This window comes from Porphyromonas loveana, from assembly GCF_003096695.1.
Lineage (GTDB): Bacteria > Bacteroidota > Bacteroidia > Bacteroidales > Porphyromonadaceae > Porphyromonas > Porphyromonas loveana.
In genome coordinates this window covers 74,454-93,182 of sequence record NZ_QEKY01000006.1, presented here as the reverse complement: position 1 = coordinate 93,182, position 18,729 = coordinate 74,454, and the positions used below count along the sequence as shown (strand labels likewise).

At 50.7% G+C, this 18,729-nt stretch carries 17 protein-coding genes; 11 read left to right on the top strand and 6 right to left on the bottom strand.

What is annotated here, in order from left to right:
* Positions 1-36: 36 nt before the first annotated feature.
* From C7382_RS04575 to C7382_RS04530, 10 genes are all read left to right on the top strand, one after another.
* Positions 37-2,727: a 4-alpha-glucanotransferase gene (locus C7382_RS04575; protein WP_116679135.1), complete on the top strand. Its 2,691-nt coding sequence runs from the start codon at positions 37-39 to the stop codon at positions 2,725-2,727.
* Between the two features lie 174 nt (positions 2,728-2,901).
* Entirely contained in the window at positions 2,902-5,118 is a 2,217-nt protein-coding gene (locus C7382_RS04570) for a polyribonucleotide nucleotidyltransferase (RefSeq protein WP_116679134.1), read from the top strand.
* A gap of 234 nt (positions 5,119-5,352) precedes the next feature.
* A complete protein-coding gene (locus C7382_RS04565) occupies positions 5,353-5,574 on the top strand; it encodes a DUF2795 domain-containing protein (protein WP_116679133.1) in 222 nt (73 codons plus the stop codon).
* An 86-nt stretch (positions 5,575-5,660) separates the two neighbouring features.
* Entirely contained in the window at positions 5,661-6,599 is a 939-nt protein-coding gene (porP, locus tag C7382_RS04560) for a type IX secretion system membrane protein PorP (protein ID WP_116679188.1), read from the top strand.
* A gap of 55 nt (positions 6,600-6,654) precedes the next feature.
* On the top strand, positions 6,655-8,133 hold the full coding sequence (porK, locus tag C7382_RS04555) for a T9SS ring complex lipoprotein PorK/GldK (RefSeq protein ID WP_116679132.1): 1,479 nt from the start codon (positions 6,655-6,657) through the stop codon (positions 8,131-8,133).
* Positions 8,134-8,164: 31 nt separating this feature from the next.
* Positions 8,165-9,094 (top strand): type IX secretion system motor protein PorL/GldL, encoded by a 930-nt coding sequence (porL, locus tag C7382_RS04550; RefSeq protein ID WP_116679131.1) that lies wholly within the window; start codon positions 8,165-8,167, stop codon positions 9,092-9,094.
* A 3-nt stretch (positions 9,095-9,097) separates the two neighbouring features.
* Positions 9,098-10,648 carry a type IX secretion system motor protein PorM/GldM gene (gene porM, locus C7382_RS04545; RefSeq protein ID WP_116679130.1) on the top strand — a complete coding sequence of 517 codons (1,551 nt, stop codon included), beginning with the start codon at positions 9,098-9,100 and terminating at the stop codon, positions 10,646-10,648.
* Positions 10,649-10,657: 9 nt separating this feature from the next.
* Complete coding sequence (porN, locus tag C7382_RS04540) at positions 10,658-11,734, top strand: type IX secretion system ring subunit PorN/GldN (RefSeq protein ID WP_116679129.1); 1,077 nt, start codon at positions 10,658-10,660, stop codon at positions 11,732-11,734.
* A 50-nt stretch (positions 11,735-11,784) separates the two neighbouring features.
* Positions 11,785-12,342: a chromate transporter gene (locus C7382_RS04535; RefSeq protein WP_116679187.1), complete on the top strand. Its 558-nt coding sequence runs from the start codon at positions 11,785-11,787 to the stop codon at positions 12,340-12,342.
* 19 nt (positions 12,343-12,361) lie between these two features.
* A complete protein-coding gene (locus C7382_RS04530) occupies positions 12,362-12,961 on the top strand; it encodes a chromate transporter (protein WP_116679128.1) in 600 nt (199 codons plus the stop codon).
* A gap of 27 nt (positions 12,962-12,988) precedes the next feature.
* Here the strand turns inward: C7382_RS04530 and C7382_RS10290 are convergent, their stop codons facing one another.
* Positions 12,989-13,072 (bottom strand): hypothetical protein, encoded by an 84-nt coding sequence (locus C7382_RS10290; RefSeq protein WP_116679127.1) that lies wholly within the window; start codon positions 13,070-13,072, stop codon positions 12,989-12,991.
* A gap of 378 nt (positions 13,073-13,450) precedes the next feature.
* On the opposite strand from C7382_RS10290, the gene C7382_RS04520 reads away from it, so the two are divergent.
* Positions 13,451-14,038, top strand: a complete 588-nt coding sequence (locus C7382_RS04520) for a hypothetical protein (RefSeq protein ID WP_116679126.1) — start codon at positions 13,451-13,453, stop codon at positions 14,036-14,038.
* Between the two features lie 101 nt (positions 14,039-14,139).
* Here C7382_RS04520 and C7382_RS04515 read toward each other — a convergent pair whose 3' ends face one another.
* From C7382_RS04515 to C7382_RS04495, 5 genes are read right to left on the bottom strand one after another with little or no spacing between them, the layout of a single operon-like run.
* Positions 14,140-14,880: a tetratricopeptide repeat protein gene (locus tag C7382_RS04515; protein WP_116679125.1), complete on the bottom strand. Its 741-nt coding sequence runs from the start codon at positions 14,878-14,880 to the stop codon at positions 14,140-14,142.
* Positions 14,877-15,896 (bottom strand): vWA domain-containing protein, encoded by a 1,020-nt coding sequence (locus tag C7382_RS04510; RefSeq protein WP_116679124.1) that lies wholly within the window; start codon positions 15,894-15,896, stop codon positions 14,877-14,879. Before C7382_RS04510 ends, C7382_RS04515 begins: the two co-directional genes overlap by 4 nt.
* Before the next feature lie 23 nt (positions 15,897-15,919).
* A complete protein-coding gene (locus C7382_RS04505) occupies positions 15,920-16,903 on the bottom strand; it encodes a vWA domain-containing protein (protein ID WP_116679186.1) in 984 nt (327 codons plus the stop codon).
* Entirely contained in the window at positions 16,900-17,859 is a 960-nt protein-coding gene (locus C7382_RS04500; protein ID WP_116679123.1) for a hypothetical protein, read from the bottom strand. The genes C7382_RS04505 and C7382_RS04500 overlap by 4 nt, the downstream gene beginning before the upstream one ends.
* Positions 17,856-18,728 (bottom strand): DUF58 domain-containing protein, encoded by an 873-nt coding sequence (locus tag C7382_RS04495; protein ID WP_116679122.1) that lies wholly within the window; start codon positions 18,726-18,728, stop codon positions 17,856-17,858. The genes C7382_RS04500 and C7382_RS04495 overlap by 4 nt, the downstream gene beginning before the upstream one ends.
* Between the last annotated feature and the right edge of the window lies 1 nt (position 18,729).

The window sequence follows — 18,729 nt, the reverse complement described above, 5'->3', positions numbered from 1 at the left end:
GGCGGATAGTAGCATGAGGGCGATGTGAGGAGGCACATGGAGATAGTTTTTTCGATCAACTATAGAGCAGAGTGGGGGCAACGTCTCTGCATATCCGGTTCTTCTGTCGAGCTGGGCAACTGGGATGAGGCTCTGGCTTTGGAGCTGACGGCCACGAGTGATGACAGATGGGAAGGGCGAGTGACGGTCGATGGCCGCCGCAAGGATATCGCTTACTACTATCTGGTGCGTGACGCCGAGGGCAGACTCGTACACAAGGAGTGGAAGCGGATGCACCACTTGGTCTTGGATCACAGCTATAAACGGGTGCTCATGGATGACAGGTGGATCGATCGTCCGAAGAATGCCCCTTTCTACAGCTCGGCTTTCTACGATGTATTTTTCCGTCATGAGGGGCGAATGGATCGTGCTCCCAAGTCGAAGAAAGAAGGCGTGAAGGTGGTAATGCAGCTATATGCACCTTGCGTCCATCCCGATGACAAGATATACATGACGGGCAATGCCCTCGCATTGGGCGAATGGTCGGTGCAGGATGCACGCGTGATGCACCATCTCGGGCAGGGCGAATGGTCGGTGACGTTGGAGAAGGACGAGCTGCCTCCGACCTTGGAGTATAAGTTTTTTATCAGAGGAAGGGACGACTTCTCGGACATTCGATGGGAAGAAGGAGCTAATAGGATATATCGGTTTGAATCAGCTGAGGCCTATGGCGCTGTTTATTTGGCCGGGCTTTGCTTCCGGGAAGGGGACTATATGCCACGCTATGCCGGCACGGTGATTCCGCTCTTTGGATTGCGTAGCGAGAATGACTGGGGCATAGGCGACTTCGGTGCCCTGCATCAGATGGTGGACTGGGCAGCAGCAACTCGCCAACATATGCTGCAACTCCTCCCCATCAACGATACCACTTATACTCGCACAATCCGCGATTCCTATCCCTATAATATAGTATCGGTCATGGCGCTCCATCCGATCTATATACACATAGATGCACTGCCTCGGCTCAAAGATGAGGCCTTGTGGAACGAGCTGATCCGAAGAGCGCAGGAGCTTAGCGTGCGGGAACAGACGGATTATCCCGCTGTCTTGGCTCTCAAAGAGGAGTATCTGCATGCTCTCTACCGTCAGGAAGGGGCAGCCGTGATGCGTAAGAAAGCATTCCGTCAGTTCGTTTCTTTGTCTGCCGACTGGTTGGATTCTTATGTGGCCTACTGCTATTTGCGAGACAAGTACGATGGTCTGCCCCTGCATTTGTGGCAGGAGTACACTTGGGATCGAGCGCAGATAGAGCGTTTGGCGGCTGCACCCGAGCTCAAGAGCGAGATGAACTACTACCGATTCGTGCAGTTCTTGCTGCACGAACAGCTCCAAGCCGTTACCCTCTATGCCGAGCACAAAGGCATTCTTCTCAAAGGAGACATCCCCATCGGAGTCAGCTCCCATAGTGCGGAGGTGTGGTTGGAGCCAGCGCTCTTCGATACGGAGCACGCGGCAGGAGCTCCTCCCGATCAGTTTGCCGAGGAGGGACAGAACTGGGGATTCCCCATTTATCGATGGGATGTGATGAGTCGGAATGGATTTGCTTGGTGGCGTAAGCGTTTCGAAGGCATGGCAGCCTATTTCAAAGCTTTCCGCATTGATCACATTCTGGGTTTCTTCCGTATTTGGGAGGTGCCGACGAAGCAAGTATCCGGACTGCTGGGGCATTTCAATCCGGCTTTGCCCCTCACCGAGAAAGAGATCAAGGAATACGGATTCCCCTTCGATCGACAGTTCTGCACGCTCCCTCTCATCCATGCGGATGACCTGCAGCGCGTCTTCGGACGCTATGCCGGAGAGGTGCTTGTCGGCTATCTCCGTCCTTTCGGTGTGAATTATTTCACCCTTGATCTGAAGTGCTTTTATCAGACCGATATCCTGGCATTAGATCCCGATTCAGTCCCGGGCGGGAACGACACCATCGCAGGACTGATGCGCGTGGCCACGGAGGTGTGCTTTGTGATCGACCCGGAGAAGCCGGGTTCCTTCCATCCCCGCATCTCGTTTGAGCGCACATTGCGCTATTCGCATCTCAATATCGAAGAGAAAAGGGTTTGGCAACGGATGTCAGAGGACTACTTCTACAAGCGTAATGATGCGCTTTGGAAGGAGACAGCTCTCTCGCATCTCATTCCTTTATTGTCCTCGACCGATATGCTGGTCTGTGCAGAGGATTTGGGAATGATCCCTCCTGCCGTCCCGGAAGTGATGGAGCAATTGCAACTCTTGTCCCTCGTGCTGGAAAGAACTCCCAAGAATTTGGGACAAGACTTCGCCGACATGGAGCGACAACCCTATTGCTCCGTCTGCACAACGTCTACCCACGATATGCCGCCTATGCGTTTGTGGTGGCAGCAGAATGAGGCATTGCGCCAACGTTATTATACGCAAGTGTTGGGAGAAGAGGGGAGCGCGCCCGAAGTTTGTACTCCGGATTTGGCTCGTCGCATACTGATGCGTCATCTCAAGGCTGCCTCTATGTTGGCCATCTTCCCGCTGTCGGATTGGATGGCTCTCTCTGTCGATCTGCAACGAATGGTGCCACCCGAGAGCGAACAAATCAATCATCCGGAGGATTCGCACCACTATTGGTGTTATCGAATGCCGATGACAGTGGAGGCTTTGACGGCCGATTGTAAGGAGCTGAACGAGGCGATAAGTGCGCTGATCCGAGCCTCGGGTCGATAACTAACAGAGATACTTTATAGCATATGTAGGGGAGGTGTGGCAGTTCTGCACCTCCATTTTTATATAAGATGAGGTAGAATAGGTAATTATTCGCTTGTATTTCTGTTAATTATCTATCCCTTTTGTGTACTTTTGCGACCGATACAATAGAGTTATATAAGAAACTAAAGACTTATGCTTAATGTAGTAAGTAAGACTATCGATTTGGGGGACGGCCGTTCCATCAAGATCGAGACCGGCAAACTGGCCAAGCAGGCCGACGGTGCCGTTACAGTCACGATGGGCAATACGGTGTTGCTCGCCACAGTTTGTGCAGCCAAAGATGCTAACCCCGGCTGCGACTTCATGCCTCTTCAGGTGGAGTACAAAGAGAAGTATTCTGCCATAGGCCGATTCCCCGGAGGGTTTACCCGCCGCGAAGGCAAGGCTTCGGATTATGAGATCCTGACTTGTCGTCTCGTGGACCGTGCATTGCGTCCTCTCTTCCCGGACGACTATCATGCCGAGGTCTTTGTGAATGTGATCCTGTTCTCTTCCGATGGTGAAGATATGCCCGATGCATTGGCCGGTTTGGCTGCCTCGGCTGCGCTCGCCGTATCCGATATACCGTTCAACGGTCCTATTAGTGAGGTGCGTGTAGCACGCGTGGATGGCAAATTCATCGTCAATCCTACTTTCGAACAGCTTGCTTCGGCCGACATCGACCTTATGGTGGGTGCCACGATCGATAACATCATGATGGTCGAAGGAGAAATGGACGAAGTGCAGGAAGCCGATATGCTCGAAGGTATCCGCGTAGCGCATGAAGCAATCAAAGTACAGTGTCGTGCTCAGCTGGAGCTGTCCGAGGCTGTAGGTAAGCTGACGAAGCGCGAATACTGCCACGAGGTGAACGATGATGACCTGCGCAAGAAAGTGCACGATGAGTGCTATGCCAAGGCTTATGCCGTGGCTACAAGTGGTACTGGCAAGCACGAACGTGGTGAAGCTTTTGCTCAGATTGTAGAAGAATTTAAGACTCAATACTCCGAAGAAGAGTTGGCAGAGAAAGCCGAAATGATCGGTCGCTACTACCACGATGTGGAGAAGGAAGCCATGCGCCGTGCTATCCTCGACGAAGGCAAACGTCTCGATGGTCGTAAAACGACGGAGGTGCGTCCGATCTGGATCGAGACAGACTGTCTGCCCGGCCCTCATGGTTCTGCGATATTTACGCGTGGTGAAACGCAGTCGCTCACGACTGTTACGCTCGGAACCAAGAGTGACGAAAAGCTTGTAGACGATGTGCTCAACTATTCCAAAGAGCGATTCCTCCTCCACTATAACTTCCCTCCTTTCTCAACTGGCGAGGCTCGTCCGCAGAGAGGTGTAGGACGTCGTGAGATCGGTCACGGCAATTTGGCTCACCGTGCGCTCAAGCGCGTAATGCCGGCTGACTATCCTTATGTAGTGCGTATCATCAGCGATATCTTGGAATCGAACGGTTCTTCTTCCATGGCCACAGTATGTGCCGGAACATTAGCTCTTCGTGATGCCGGTGTAGCGATTCGTAAACCGGTTTCGGGTATTGCCATGGGTTTGATCTCTGAAAACAAGGGCAAGAACTACGCCATCCTGTCAGATATCTTGGGGGATGAGGACCACTTGGGCGATATGGACTTCAAGGTAACAGGAACCAAGGATGGTATCACCGCTACCCAGATGGATATCAAGGTGGATGGTCTGAGCTATGAAATCTTGGAGAATGCTTTGGAACAAGCTAAGCAGGGACGTCTGCACATCCTTGGCAAGATGTTGGAGGCTCAGCCGGAGACAAGAGACGACCTCAAGCCTCATGCACCGCGTATTGAGAAGATGCGTATCGGCAAGGAATTCATCGGAGCTGTTATTGGTCCGGGTGGAAAGATCATCCAAGGTATCCAAGAGAAGAGTGGTGCCACGGTCAATATCGAAGAAGTGGATGGTATGGGCATTATCGAAATCAGCGGTACGAACAAGGCTTGTATCGATGCTGCTATCGGTATGATCAAGGGTATCGTTGCTATGCCTGAGGTAGGAGAGACCTATCCTGGTAAGATCACGAGCGTGATGCCATACGGTTGCTTCGTAGAGTTTCTCCCGGGAAAGGAAGGTCTCTTGCACATCTCAGAGGTAGATTGGAAGCGCTTCGAAACGATCGAAGAGACCAACTTGAAAGAGGGTGAAGCCATCGAAGTTAAGCTTCTGGATGTAGATCCTAAGACCGGTAAGTTCAAGCTCAGCCGCAAGGCGCTCCTTCCCAAACCGGAAGGTTACGTAGAAACACAGCCGAGAGAACGTCGTGAGCGACGCGAAGGCGGTCGTGAGGGCGGACGTGGCGAGCGTAGAGACAACCGCGAACACCGCAACTAAGTACTATATCTCAATAGTCCGATACGAGAGAGCTGTCGCACCGAATAGGGTGAGACAGCTCTTTCTTTTTGGGTCGAATCAGAGCGATTTCAATAAAGGCTTTTGGCCTGAGAATGCTTGTTAATCAGAGAATTCTTCTATTTTTGCGCATATTTTAGCAAAAAGGTAGGCTGAAAACCTCCTGTATAAAGCAAAAGAATAAGAATCAATAGGACAAAAAAGCTGACTACTATTATGTACTGGACATTAGAATTAGCCTCTAAGCTGGAAGATGCTCCTTGGCCTGCAAGTAAGGATGAGTTGATCGACTACGCGCAACGTTCGGGAGCTCCGCTTGAAGTTATCGAGAACTTGCAGGAGATGGAGGATGAAGGCGAAATTTATGAATCCATCGAAGATATCTGGCCGGACTATCCGAGCAACGAAGACTTTTTCTTTAACGAAGAAGAGTATTAGAAATTTTGGACTCTTAGTTTGACGAATGCGCCCCGTATGTGCAATAATTGCACACGGGGCTTCGTTTTACCTCCGTGAAGCAGGTCTTGGTTAAACACTATTACACTCTTGTTGCCCTCCTATTGTTAATCATAGGAGCACAGGATCTTGTAGCTCAAAACGATCTGTTGTTGGCTCAGTACGACCGAGCATATAGCTATTACAATCCCGCCTATGCCGGCATGCGTAAGGATGTCTTCATCACAGCTCTGCACAATAGGCAATGGGAGGGGATGCCCGGAAGTGCGAAGAGCTTTGTACTCCTTGCTGATGCGCCGATTCGTTTTATGGATCGCGAGCATGGGGTGGGTGTACGTGTCGTGACCCAAACGGTGGGACTTTTCTCCGTGAACGAATTGATGGGGCAGTATGCCTTCAAGCAAAAGCTATTTGGAGGAGACTTGTCTGTGGCTATACAGGCGGGATTTGTCAATACTGCTTTTGATGGCACGGGAGTAGTATTGGAGACTGAAAACGATCCTGCTATTCCTTTGACGAAAGTGAACGGCAAGTCGTTTGATGCTGCTGCAGGAGTGTATTATCAGCGCAAGAATTTGTATGTCGGATTTAGTTCCACTCGTTTGACTGCTCCGGCCATTCCTCTCACGGAACAATACATTTTGGATCTGCCAAGGCATTATTATCTCCTTGCCGGATACAATATACGTTCCGATTTCTCGTTATTTGCATGGCATCCTTCTATCTTTGCTGCTACAGACGGCTATAGTTCTCGTTTGGATGTAACGATGGGGATGTCGTATGATAATCGCTTTTTTGTTTCGTTGATGTACCGCCCTACACAAGCCGTGGGAGTACATCTGGGGATGCAATTAGGCAAACTTTATGCCGGATATGCCTTTGAATGGCCTACTTCGGCATTGGCAAAGGCTTCATGGGGGAGCCACGAATTATTAGTGAGCTATTCCTTCCCCCTCAGTCCTGCCAAGAATCGAGATGCAAAATATAAAAGCATTCGTTTTCTCTGAGCCGAGTTGCTATATCGGACCAGAGACAGTAATGAAGCAGATATATAAATAATGTATGTGTAGAAAGAAAAGGATTTTCGCTCTTGCAGGCTTTTTGCTGTTTGGGGCTTTGGCTATTTCCTCTTGTGGTTCTTCTAAGCGTGCTGTCGGAGGAGAGTTGACAGGTGCCAAGCTGACTTCGTGGAACGAACCTTCTCCCTTCGGGATGGTACAGGTGCCGCGAGGCAGTATTGTATTGGGTAACAAGGAGGCAGACAGCCTGTGGGGTGTTCCTGCCGAAACCCGTTCTATCTCAGTCGATGCTTTCTGGATGGATAGAACAGAGATTACCAATGCCCAGTACCGCCAGTTTGTTTACTATGTCAGAGACTCCATCATTAGAGAACGTTTGGCCGATCCTGCATACGGCGGGAACGAAGAATACAAGATTACAGAAGATCGCTTTGGTGAACCTGTGACTCCGTATCTCGACTGGAATAAGCCTCTACCTTCAGAACGGCGCGCTTCGGAAGAAGAGATTGCGGCCATGAATAGCGTTTATTATACTAATCCAGTAACGCGTGAGCGCAAACTCGATCCGGAACAGATGGTCTATCGCTACGAAGTCTATGACTATCGTTCTGCAGCCATGCGTGAGCATCAACTCAAGGCCTCGAAACGTAATCTGAATACGGATATAACGGTAGATCCTAATGCTGTCGTGATGATATCCAAGGATACAGCCTATATAGATGATAGTGGCAATATCATTAGTGAGACGCTCACACGTCCGTTAAGCAGCGAATACGATTTCCTCAATACCTACATCGTGCCGATCTATCCGGATGAGACTTGTTGGGTAAACGACTTCCCCAATGCTCGTACCGAAATTTATACTCGTATGTACTTCAACCACCCGGGTTATGACGACTATCCTGTAGTCGGTATTTCTTGGGAGCAAGCACAGGCTTTCTGTGCATGGCGTTCGGAGTTCTTCAAGAAAGGTGTCCGCCTGCCTGCCGGACAGGTGATGGATGACTTCCGCCTTCCGACCGAAGCTGAGTGGGAGTATGCAGCGCGTATGGGCGATTCTAACAATAAGTATCCATGGAGTTCTGAAGACCTAAGAACCGGCCGTGGCTGTTTCCTCGGCAACTTCAAACCCGGCGAGGGTGACTATACGGCCGATGGCCACTTGATCCCTTCTCGTGTGTCGAGTTTCTCTCCCAATGATTTCGGACTATATGATATGGCTGGTAACGTTGCCGAGTGGACGAGTACAGCCTTCTCCGAATCGGGACTCAAGCAGATGTCCGACATCAATCCTGAGTTGGAATACAAAGCTGCTCTTACAGATCCGTACATTCTCAAACAAAAAGTTGTACGTGGAGGCTCATGGAAGGACGTTGCCCGTTTCATCCGTTCGGCAACTCGCACGCAGGAGTACCAAAATGTAGGACGCTCTTACGTCGGATTCCGTTGCGTTCGCACCTCTATCGCGTTCTCACCAGGAAAGGCGACCAGAAGCTCTCGTCGCAGTACCAGAAGTAAATAAACCCAACTTTCAAACAAGAAAAACAATCGTCATGAATCATTATAGAAGATACAAGAACCTCCTTGAGATGTTTTTGGCCAGTAACCGAGGTCGCCGACTTCTCAATATCGTTTATAGTTGGGGCGCCGCTATTGTGATCTTAGGAGCTCTCTTTAAGTTGCTTCACTTGCCGATGGGTAACGAAATGTTGTTCATCGGGATGGTAACCGAATTTTTGGTATTCTTTATCTCAGGGTTCGAAAAGCCGACGATGGAATACCGTTGGGAAGATGTATTTCCTGAGCTTGATTCCAACAATCCGATGGATCGCGAAGAGATGGAGCAACGCCGCGAATATCTCCAGCGAAAAGCAGAGGAGGCAGCAACCAGAGTGGGAAACATTACCGCTCGTACTGCCGCATATGCTGGTGGAGTGCGCGCACAGGAACAACCGGCACAGCCGACTACTCAGTTCCAATCGCAACTGGCCGGACTCTTGCCTGAGGAGCAGATTCAGCGTCTAAGCGAAGGAATCGATAAACTCGCCGAGGCAGGCGAACAACTTGCACGCATCGGCCGTACAGCCGCAGCTATGACCGAAAGTTATGAGCAGATGCAGGCAGAGCAAGAAGGTCTGCGCATCAACTCACAGTCATACGTAGAACAGATGGAAAACCTCAGCCGCAATATCACCGGACTGAATACCATCTACGAAATACAGTTGAAGAGCATCAGCTCTCAGATTGAAACGATCGATCGTATCAATCGTGGCTTGTCCCATATCCGAGATATGTATGACAGTACTGTTGTTGACAGCTCTTCGTTCCGTAACGAGAACGAGCGCATGGCGCGTCAGCTCTCTCAGCTCAACGAGGTATATGCACGTCTGCTGCAAGCCTTGACATCCAATGTAGGTCTTCCCGGCATGCCCGGCAATTTTGGTTCCACCCCCTCTTCAACGACCGGTTCTACGCCCTTATAAGCTATGGGAATAGGTTCTAATGGGAATGCCAATAGGCAGAAGATGATCAACCTGATGTACCTCGTGTTCATCGCCATGATGGCTTTGAACGTGTCGAGCGAGGTGCTGGATGGTTTTGACAAAGTGGACAAGAGCCTCACCTCGTCCATTGACGGCTCTGATAAGCGCAATAATCTGGTGCTTTCCGAACTCAGTACTGCTTACCACACCAATCCTGAGAAAGTGAAGATGTGGTATGAGCGCAGTCTTGTTTTGCAGAAGCAAGCCGATTCTCTCTGTAGCTTTATTGATGACCTCAAGCTCGCCATTGCTCGTCAGTCTGACGGTAAGAATGCGGATGTAAATAACATTAAGAGAAAGGATGATCTTGAAGCTTCTTCCGTGGTGATGCTCAATCCTATCAATGGCAAGGGGAGTACCTTGCGAAAGCAAGTCAATAGCTTCCGTGAGTTGGCCGGCACGCTCATGACGGACAAGGCCAAGCTCAAGCTCATCGAGGGAGCTCTCAGCACCCAATCTGGATCCAAAGGAAAATCGTGGGAGAGTTCTCTCTTCGAAAATATGCCAGCCGTTGCGGCTATAACATTGCTCACCAAGCTCCAAAGTGATGTGCGCTATGCGCAAGGTGAAGTCCTCTCCGATCTTGTCAAGAGTGTGGACGTAGGAGACTACCGTGTCAATAGCATCACAGCGCAGGTGATCCCGCAAAGTCAAATCGTGATGTCAGGAGATATGTATAGGGCTAATATAGTACTCTCCAGTGTGGACACCACGCAACGACCGGATGTGTTCGTAAACGGCAAGCTCCTCTCTCCCGAAAGCATGGGGCTCTTCACTGCTACGGCAGGTGCACCCGGCACCTATCCTGTCAAGGGATATATTGAGATGAAGGGCAATGACGGAACCAAGATTCGTCGCGACTTCGAAAGCGAGTACTTCGTGACAGAACCGATGGCATCCGTTGCTCCTACAATGATGAATGTGCTCTATGCAGGTATAGACAATCCCATCAGTATCGCCGTGCCGGGGGTTGCTCAGCAGAATGTTTCGGCTACGATCACCAATGGTACCCTCACTCGTCGTGGCAATCTCTGGATTGCTCGCCCGACCAAGGTGGGAAGCGAAGCTGTCATCTCTGTTACGGCTCAGTCTGGAGGTCGCACTGTCCAGATGGCTAAGACGACGCTGCGCGTGCGTGCTCTTCCCGATCCATTGCCTTACATCGAGTATCGTGATGCGCAGGGCAATGCCAAGCGTTTCAAAGGCGGTCGATTGGGCAAGCGTGAGATACTCGCTGCCGGTGGCATCAAAGCGGCATTGGATGATGATCTACTTGACGTGAATTATACCGTCCTGAAGTTCCAACTCGTCTTCTACGACTCCATGGGTAATTCTATTCCCGAGGTTTCTGATGGAGCTTCCTTCTCTGAGAGACAAAAACGACAAATCCAAAATCTGGCCAGAGGCAAGCGCTTCTACGTCACAGAAGTGATTGCTCGCGGACCTGATGGTATCGAACGCAGGATTCCGGCCATTGAAGTAATTGTGAACTAATAGGTGTTTATGAAAATTTCTCATGTAATCATAGGAACGATCCTCTCGGCAGCGGCTGTTCTTGCTTCCGTTGCACAGGAAAACGTGACCAACCGCTCTCCGCAAGTGGGGCGTGCCCCGCGCAATGCGGAGACGCAGCAGACGACTTCTCTCTCTACTCGTGCACAGGAGTATAATCGCCGTCTCACCCAAAACACGGACAATGCTCCATGGAAACGAGTGGTCTACCGTCGTGTCGATCTTATGGAAGACTCTAATGCAGTCCTCTATTATCCCCCTCGACCGGTGGGCGATCGTCAGAATCTTTTCAGTACGATATTCGGCCTGCTCAATCGCAATATGCTCGATGCCTATGAGTATCTGGATGGGTATGAGTCCTTTACTGATCAGTACAAGATCAAGTTCCAAGAGTTTCTCGACCGCTTCGGCATCTATTATCAACCCAGCACCAATAAGAATGTAGAGCTCTTCCGGGTGGCCGATAGCGATGTGCCCTCAGCCGAAGTGAGAGCATATTATGTGAAGGAGGAATGGTACTTCACACCTACCAATAGTGATGTGGATGTCAAGATCCAAGCCATTTGTCCCATTATGACAGGTCGTGATGAGATAGGCGAAGAGCGCAATCAGCCTCTCTTTTGGATCCCTTACGAAAACATTCGTCCCTACATCGCCCGTGCGCGTGTGATGCTCAGCGACCGCAATAATACGCGTAGCTCTACGGTTGACGACTTCTTCCGTCTCAATCTCTACAAAGGAGATATTGTCAAGACCGAGAATTTACTCAATCGGGCATTGGCCGAATACTGTCCCACGCCTGACTCTATGAAGATGGAGAGCAAGCGTATTGATAAAGAATTGCATGGGTTCCGTGACGGACTCTATGTGATGCAAGACTCCTCGTGGATGCAGCAGACAGTGGACAAGAAAACGGCAAAGGCTCGCGAGAGAAGCAGTGGTAGGAATATCACCAGTCGTACTCGTGGACAGAAAGAAGATAGTACACAGCCTGCAGTAGCCCCCAAAGAACAGAAGTCGTCCAAAGCTACCAGAACAGCTACGCGCTCGGTTCGTCGTCGTAAGTAATTATTTCAAAATATAGGGGTGCGTCATGCCAAGGCGCACCTTTTTTGTTTGTGAATCCATATACAACCCTCTTCCTTACCTTCTTCCGTATCGGCGGATTTACATTCGGCGGAGGCTATGCCATGCTGCCGCTGATCCAAGCGGAGATCGTGGACAAGCACCACTGGCTCACTGAAGAGGAATTTCTCGACATCTTTGCTGCTGCTCAGTCACTCCCTGGCATCTTCGCTGTCAATATCTCTATCTTCGTCGGCTATCGGCTCAAATGCTATGCCGGAGCAGCTGTCTGCGCCCTCGGTACCATTCTGCCTTCTTTCCTGATTATTTTGGCCATTGCCATGTTCTTTACGCGGATTCAAGACAATCAGTATGTGGCAGCCATCTTCCGCGGACTTCGTCCGGCCGTTATTGCCATGATCGCAGCTCCGGTCATTACTACGTGGCGATCCATGAAGATGAAGCCCATTTCCCTTTGGATTCCCATCCTCTCTGCCATCCTTGTTTGGTTGATGGGTGTTTCTCCCATTTGGATTGTGTTGGGCGCTGCCGTGGCAGGTATCCTCTATAGTCGTTTCATTGAGTATCGTATCCGCAGGATGCGGTCTTGAACATCCTTTCTCACGTCTCATGATATTCTTGCAGCTATTCTGGGTATATATCAAGATCGGTCTTTTCGGTTTCGGTGGGGGGTATGCCATGCTGTCGCTTATCCAAGACGAAGTGGTCCATCGATACGGCTGGATAACGGCTCAAGAATTTACCGACATTGTTGCCATCAGCCAAATGACCCCCGGCCCCATCGGGATCAATAGTGCTACCTATATCGGCTACACCGTCACGGGGAGTGTGTGGGGATCGGTTGTCGCTACGGTAGCCGTGAGCCTGCCCTCCTTCGTTTTGGTACTCATCCTCTCCGCTTTCTTTGCCCGCTTCCGTCGCAATGCTTATGTCGATGCGGCTTTCCGTGTCATTCGCCCCGCCACGGTGGGGCTGATTGCTTCTGCTGCCCTCTTACTTATGTTTCATCCGGCTTTTCTTACGGTGTTGCTGGCTACGCCGGAAAAGGGGCTTACCCTGGACCAAGTAATCGTCCGAGAAAACTTTGTCGATCTTTGGAGCGTCCTCCTTTTTGCCTTTGCATTTCTCGCCACCGTTCGCCGTTGGCTCCATCCCATCGTGACGATTCTGATAGCCGGCTTGGCAGGTCTGCTGATCTACGGCTTCTGATCGGAATCTGATACCTGTCCATTTCTTTCACTTTCCGACTTGCTTGAGCAGTTCTTGTTTCAGCTCTTCGGGTATTTCATCCCAATAAAGATCCATCAACGCTCCCTGCAAAGAATATGGGTAGTAGCGTAGTTCGTATTCTAATATCGTAAAGTTTACAATCGATCTTTATAAAGATTGGAAGTGATATCTATAAATGTTGCATCCGAACTCCCCAATTATTACCATCCGTTTTCGGAAGACTGATTTCGACCTCGTTTTGCTGCCCGAGCGACCATCAAAAGGCTGTTTATTTGGAACGAATCCAAATAAATCTGCCTGGCTCTTCGGTGTTGAAAACTTTTTCGGTACCTAAAATGTGGAGAGGCGAACAACGATCATGTACATCAGCTCTATTGAGCTTGATGATAAAATATGCTTACTTTACCAACCTAATTTTGTTTTGTTACTTGAGTAGTTTTATACTAAACAATGACGCATTTTGGCAGCATGAGTGCGGCTATCGGTGGTTTTATCGGTATTGTCGGCGGTTCTCTTAAAAACGCGATGTGTGAGCTGGGTCATTCCATCCTGAAAGGCCTTACTGTCGGACTCATTGGCGGAGCGATGATGGCCGCTGCGGAGCAAGATGCCGTTTATCTATGGGAAGGAGTTCTCATTGGAGTTGCTTTGACCATGGGGATGGCCGGATTGCGGATAGTGGTATTAGGGGCAACCTTTATCCCTGACACGAAGTATGGCGCATTGGAAGGCTTCGCACAAGTTTATAGGCGAGGATCTGTTTTTATGCGTAATGGATCCGGAATAACTTTAGGGCGCCATGTTGCTGTCAAACGAACCGGAAATCTTCATTATGACAGATATTTGTTGCAGCACGAAACGGGACATCTGGCTCAAATCAGTGACGTGGGCGTGGTCGAATTCTACGGCCGTATCGTCAAAGAATATGTAATAAAACCGGGGTTTAGAGCTTCTTATCACACACCCGGCACATTGGAATATGGGGCAAATTACTATGCCTTTCAGCGATTGGGCTATTACTATAGTGGTATGGGGATAAGAAATGCTTTTCCATAAAGAGAAATGATAAAATTGCTGCCCCATTGCTGGGAGCGATTAATAACAAAGCCCGTGAGCATTCTCTGCTCACGGGCTTTGTCTTCGGAAGAGAAGTCGCTTTACCACTTCTTGGTAGAGCCGCCCTTTTGTTGCTTCACTTGCAGCTTACGCATCTGTTCCACCTTTTCGCGAGTTTTTTCCTCGTCTTGTTCGTAGGCTTTCAGAATCTTCTCGGCACTCTCCCGACTCATTTCATTCTGTCGGTCCTGTTTGTTCTGTTGCGTATTGTCCTGCTTGGCAGGCTGTGGCTGCTGCTGACCCTGATTATTGTTTGGGTTGTTCTGCTGCTGATTTTTGTCTTGGTTGCTGTTTTGGTTCTGCTCTTGATTGTCATCGCCTCCACCGCCTTGTTGTTGCTGGTTGCGCAGTAGCTTCATGGCCAGTGCAAGATTGTAGCGCGTTTCGTCGTCGGTCGGATTCAGTCGCAGCGAATGTTTGTAAGCCTCCACACTCTGTCGGTAGTCTTTCTTTTTCATCAGTGCATTGCCGAGATTGTGCATGAGTTCGGCTCGGCGCTTGGGCGAGAGGGTAGGATCTTGCATGAGTGCCGTATATTCTTGGAGAGCTTCGTCGGTACGTCCTTGTGCATACTGTGCACCCGCCAGTCCGAAACGGGCTTCGGTGAAGGTGCTGTCTTGTGCCAAAGCTTTTCTGTAAACCACTTCGGCATTGGCATACTGATGATTGCGATACACCTTGCGGGCGCGGCGCACATCCTCGCGAATGTTCTGCGATGCCAACTGTGCTACAGATAATAGGAGGAGCAGGACTCCCACTATGAGATGTCGTATATGTGTCATCGGTCAAACAGTTTGAGCTTACTGAAGAAGCGACTCTTGCGCTCCTGAATGGCGAATTCCAACAACAGGCAGACCAGAGCAGCCAAGCCGAACCATCCATATACCTCGCGGTAACCGGAAGAGGCCGAAGATGTGAGAACAGCTTTGGGGAGTTTGTCCAGCTGACTCTCCACAGCCCGCACGAGAGCCGATGCACTCTGTCCGGAGAAGAACGTGCCGTCGCCGGCTGTCGCGATCTCTTTGCACATCTGTTCGTCGAACTTGGTAACTACCGGATTGCCTCCTTCGTCTTTGAGATAGCCTCCTTCATAAGGGATGGGCGCACCTTCCGATGTGCCAAGCCCTACGACGTTTACCCTTATGCCGGCTTCTCTGGCCCGGCCTACGGCTTCGAGCACATCGCCTTCGTGGTTTTCTCCATCGGTGAGAACGATGATGGTCTTGCCTATTTCTTTATTGTCAGAGAATGACTTCGAGGCTAAATCCACGGCAGCACCGATGGCCGTTCCCTGAGCCGTGACCATGCTCGGACTGATGTCCGAGAGGAATTGCTTCGCAGCCGACAAGTCGGTCGTAATGGGGATTTGGGTGTAAGCATTTCCTGCAAAGACGACCAACCCCACTTTGTCGTTCCGCATGACGTCGAAGAGGCGGCCGAGTACTTGCTTGGCGAAGCTGAGCCTATTGGGCTTGACATCCTCGCAAAGCATAGAGTTAGATATGTCCAGGCAGATCATCGCTTCGATGCCTTTCTCTTCCTTGGGTACATCTTGTCGGGCGCTGACTTGCGGACGGGCAAGCATTCCGATCGTGAAAACGAGAGCCAGAAGCAGAAAGCCATTCCGCCAGATGCGACGCTTCGTACTGGATTCAGGCTTGAGAGTTTTGAGCAGGGGAAGTTCGGCGAAGCGTCTCTCTTGCGCTCGTCTCTTGCGGAAAGCGTAGAAGCCCACGCCCATGAGCAAGGGGATGAGCAATAGGAGATATAGATATTCCGGCGAATAGAATCTGTACATGGAGAGCAATCTGTGAATAGGTTTTACGGATTGGTGCGGAGGATCGTATTACGCAAGAGGAACTCTGCTAATAGGAGGAAGAAAGCCACAAGGGCGTAAGCGAGGTATTTCTCTTCATAAGCCTTGAAGCTCTTCGTCATGAGTCGCGTCTTCTCCAGCTTGTCGATTTCCTTGTAGATTTCATTCAGTGTCTTGTTGTCAACGGCGCGGAAGTATTTCCCTCCCGACACCTCGGCGATGCCGTCCAATGTGGGTTCGTCAATATCAACGGGAACATTTTGGATTCGTACGCCAAACTCGGTCTGAATGGGGAACGGGGCTTCGCCTCGCGTTCCGACTCCTACGGTATAAACGCGGATACCGAAGGTCTTGGCTATATCAGCAGCCATACGGGGCGTGATGTCGCCCATATTGTTGGAGCCGTCCGTTAGTAGGATTACGACACGACTCTTGGCCTTACTGTCCTTGAGCCGATTGACTGCCGTGGCCAATCCCATGCCGATGGCCGTGCCGTCGTCCAACACGCCCATCTGCAGGTCTTGCACCATATTGAGCAGAACGGTGTGGTCAGTCGTGAGCGGACACTGAGTGAAACTCTCTCCGGCAAATGTAACCATGCCGATATTGTCGTTCGGGCGGTTATTGATAAAGGTGATGGCTACATCTTTGGCCGCCTCCAAGCGATTGGGCTTGAAGTCCATCGCCTGCATACTGCCCGATACGTCCATCGCCAACATGATGTCGATCCCCTCGATGGAGTCTTTCTGCCAGCTATTGGTATTCTGCGGGCGCGCCAATGCAATGATCACAAAGCCGACACAGAGGATTCTCAGCACGGGGAGCAGATGACGTAAATAGACGCGAATACCCCTGCGACCTCCGGCAAAGGGATGGAGCGAGGGAAGCGTCATTGTCGCCTGCTTCTTGCGTGCACTCAGTATGTACCAGGCTGCCATCAACGGCAGCATGAGTAGCAACCAGAGCAATTCGGGATAGGCAAAGGTCATGACTCCCATAAGTTATGCACCTCGTCAAGGAAAACGCGAGCCTGTCGTATGGCTTCGGCATCCTCTCCGGGCATGGGTTTGTATTTGGCAAACTTAGCCAAGTCGGCCGTCTGCAATATGCTGCGCAAGAGCAAACGCTCTTTCTCCGGCAGTTCGATGCGCTGCAATGCTTCCAGTATCTCACTGCTGGTCATCTCACGGGCATCAATCTGACGCGTCTCGGATATATAGTCTCGCAACAGATCGGTCAGCTCAGTAAAGTACTCTTTGAAGAGACCTGCTTCCACCAGCTTTTTCTGTCGCAAGGTTTCCAACGCGGCAATGGCGCGGTCATAGGCCGGCAGAGTCGGTTCGTCGGGCTTTTTCTCCGGTCGAAGAGCTTGTCGTTCCTTGTATTTCTTATAGAAATGGTGAGCAAGTGCACCGAGGAAGACAACCAGAATAATCCACGTAAGGGGATGGCGGAGTAGGAGGTTCAATAGATCCGTAAACGTGTACGGCACTCCCCACGGCTCCTTGATATCGTATATGGAGTCGGGGTTGGACATATCTACCTCTGGCATGGTCACCTTGAGGAACAGGCTCTTTGTCATGGCCTGAGACTGTCCGTCAGTGACGATGAAAGGAGGGATCTCCAGCAGGGTCGAATCGAAGGAGGTAATGACCATCTGAGCCTTGATCTCCACGATGGGAGCTTTCACCTCCACCGTATCGGTCACGCCAAAGGCTAAGATTTCCATCTGCATCATCGACGAGTCGTTCGGGACTTGCAAATGGGTATGATCCAGATCGGCTGTGCGAATGGTGATGTCGATGACTGCCTGTTCGCCTATCTGCATCTCAGCCCGATCCAGTTTGCTCGTGATGGACAGTTCTTGTGCTCCTGCCCAAGAAAAGGCTGCGAGGAAAACAAGTAGCAAGATCGGGAAGCGTATAGAAAGATAAGATGGTCTCATGAGCGTTTTTTGAATAGGATGAGGAGCTGTTGTACGAAGTCCTGTCCCGTGCGGATCTCTGTCGAATCCACGCCGCAACGCTTCAGAAGAACCGAAAGGGCTGCACGATGATGGTCGTATGCAGTCGAATAGGTGTGACGAACAGCCCGATCCGAGGTGTCGATCCAACGCGTCTGTCCTGTCTCTGCATCGCGGAACTGCATCAAGCCCACATTGGGCAGCTCAACCTCTCTGCGGTCGAATATATTGATGGCCACGATATCGTGTTTGCGAGCCGACATCATCAGCGCGCGCTCGTACGTCTCAACTTCCGACAAGAAGTCCGAAATGAGAAAAGCCGTACAGCGCTTCTTCACCAAGCGCGTCAGATAAGAAAGCGGAACAGAAAGGTCCGTAGCATGACTCTGTGGATGGAACTCCAGCAGCTCGCGGATGATATAGAGGATGTGTTTCTTGCCTTTGGCGGGCGGGATGTACTTTTCTATTCGATCGGTGAAGAAAAGGACTCCGATCTTATCGTTGTTTTGGATGGCAGAGAATGCCAGCGTCGCAGCCACTTCGGCCGTTAGTTCTCGCTTGGTCTCCACCTCGGAACCGAAAGAAAGCGAACCGGACATATCCACCATGAGCATGACCGTCAGCTCTCGCTCCTCTTCGAATACCTTAACGTAGGGGCGGGCATAACGCGCCGTGACGTTCCAGTCGATGTCTCGCACATCATCCCCTACCGTGTACTCGCGCACTTCGCTGAAGGCCATACCGCGGCCTCGGAAAGCAGAGTGGTACTGTCCGGCAAAGATCTGTCGCGAGAGACCGCGGGCTTTGATCTCGATCCGGCGAACTTTCTTGAGTAAGTCGTTCGTCTGCACC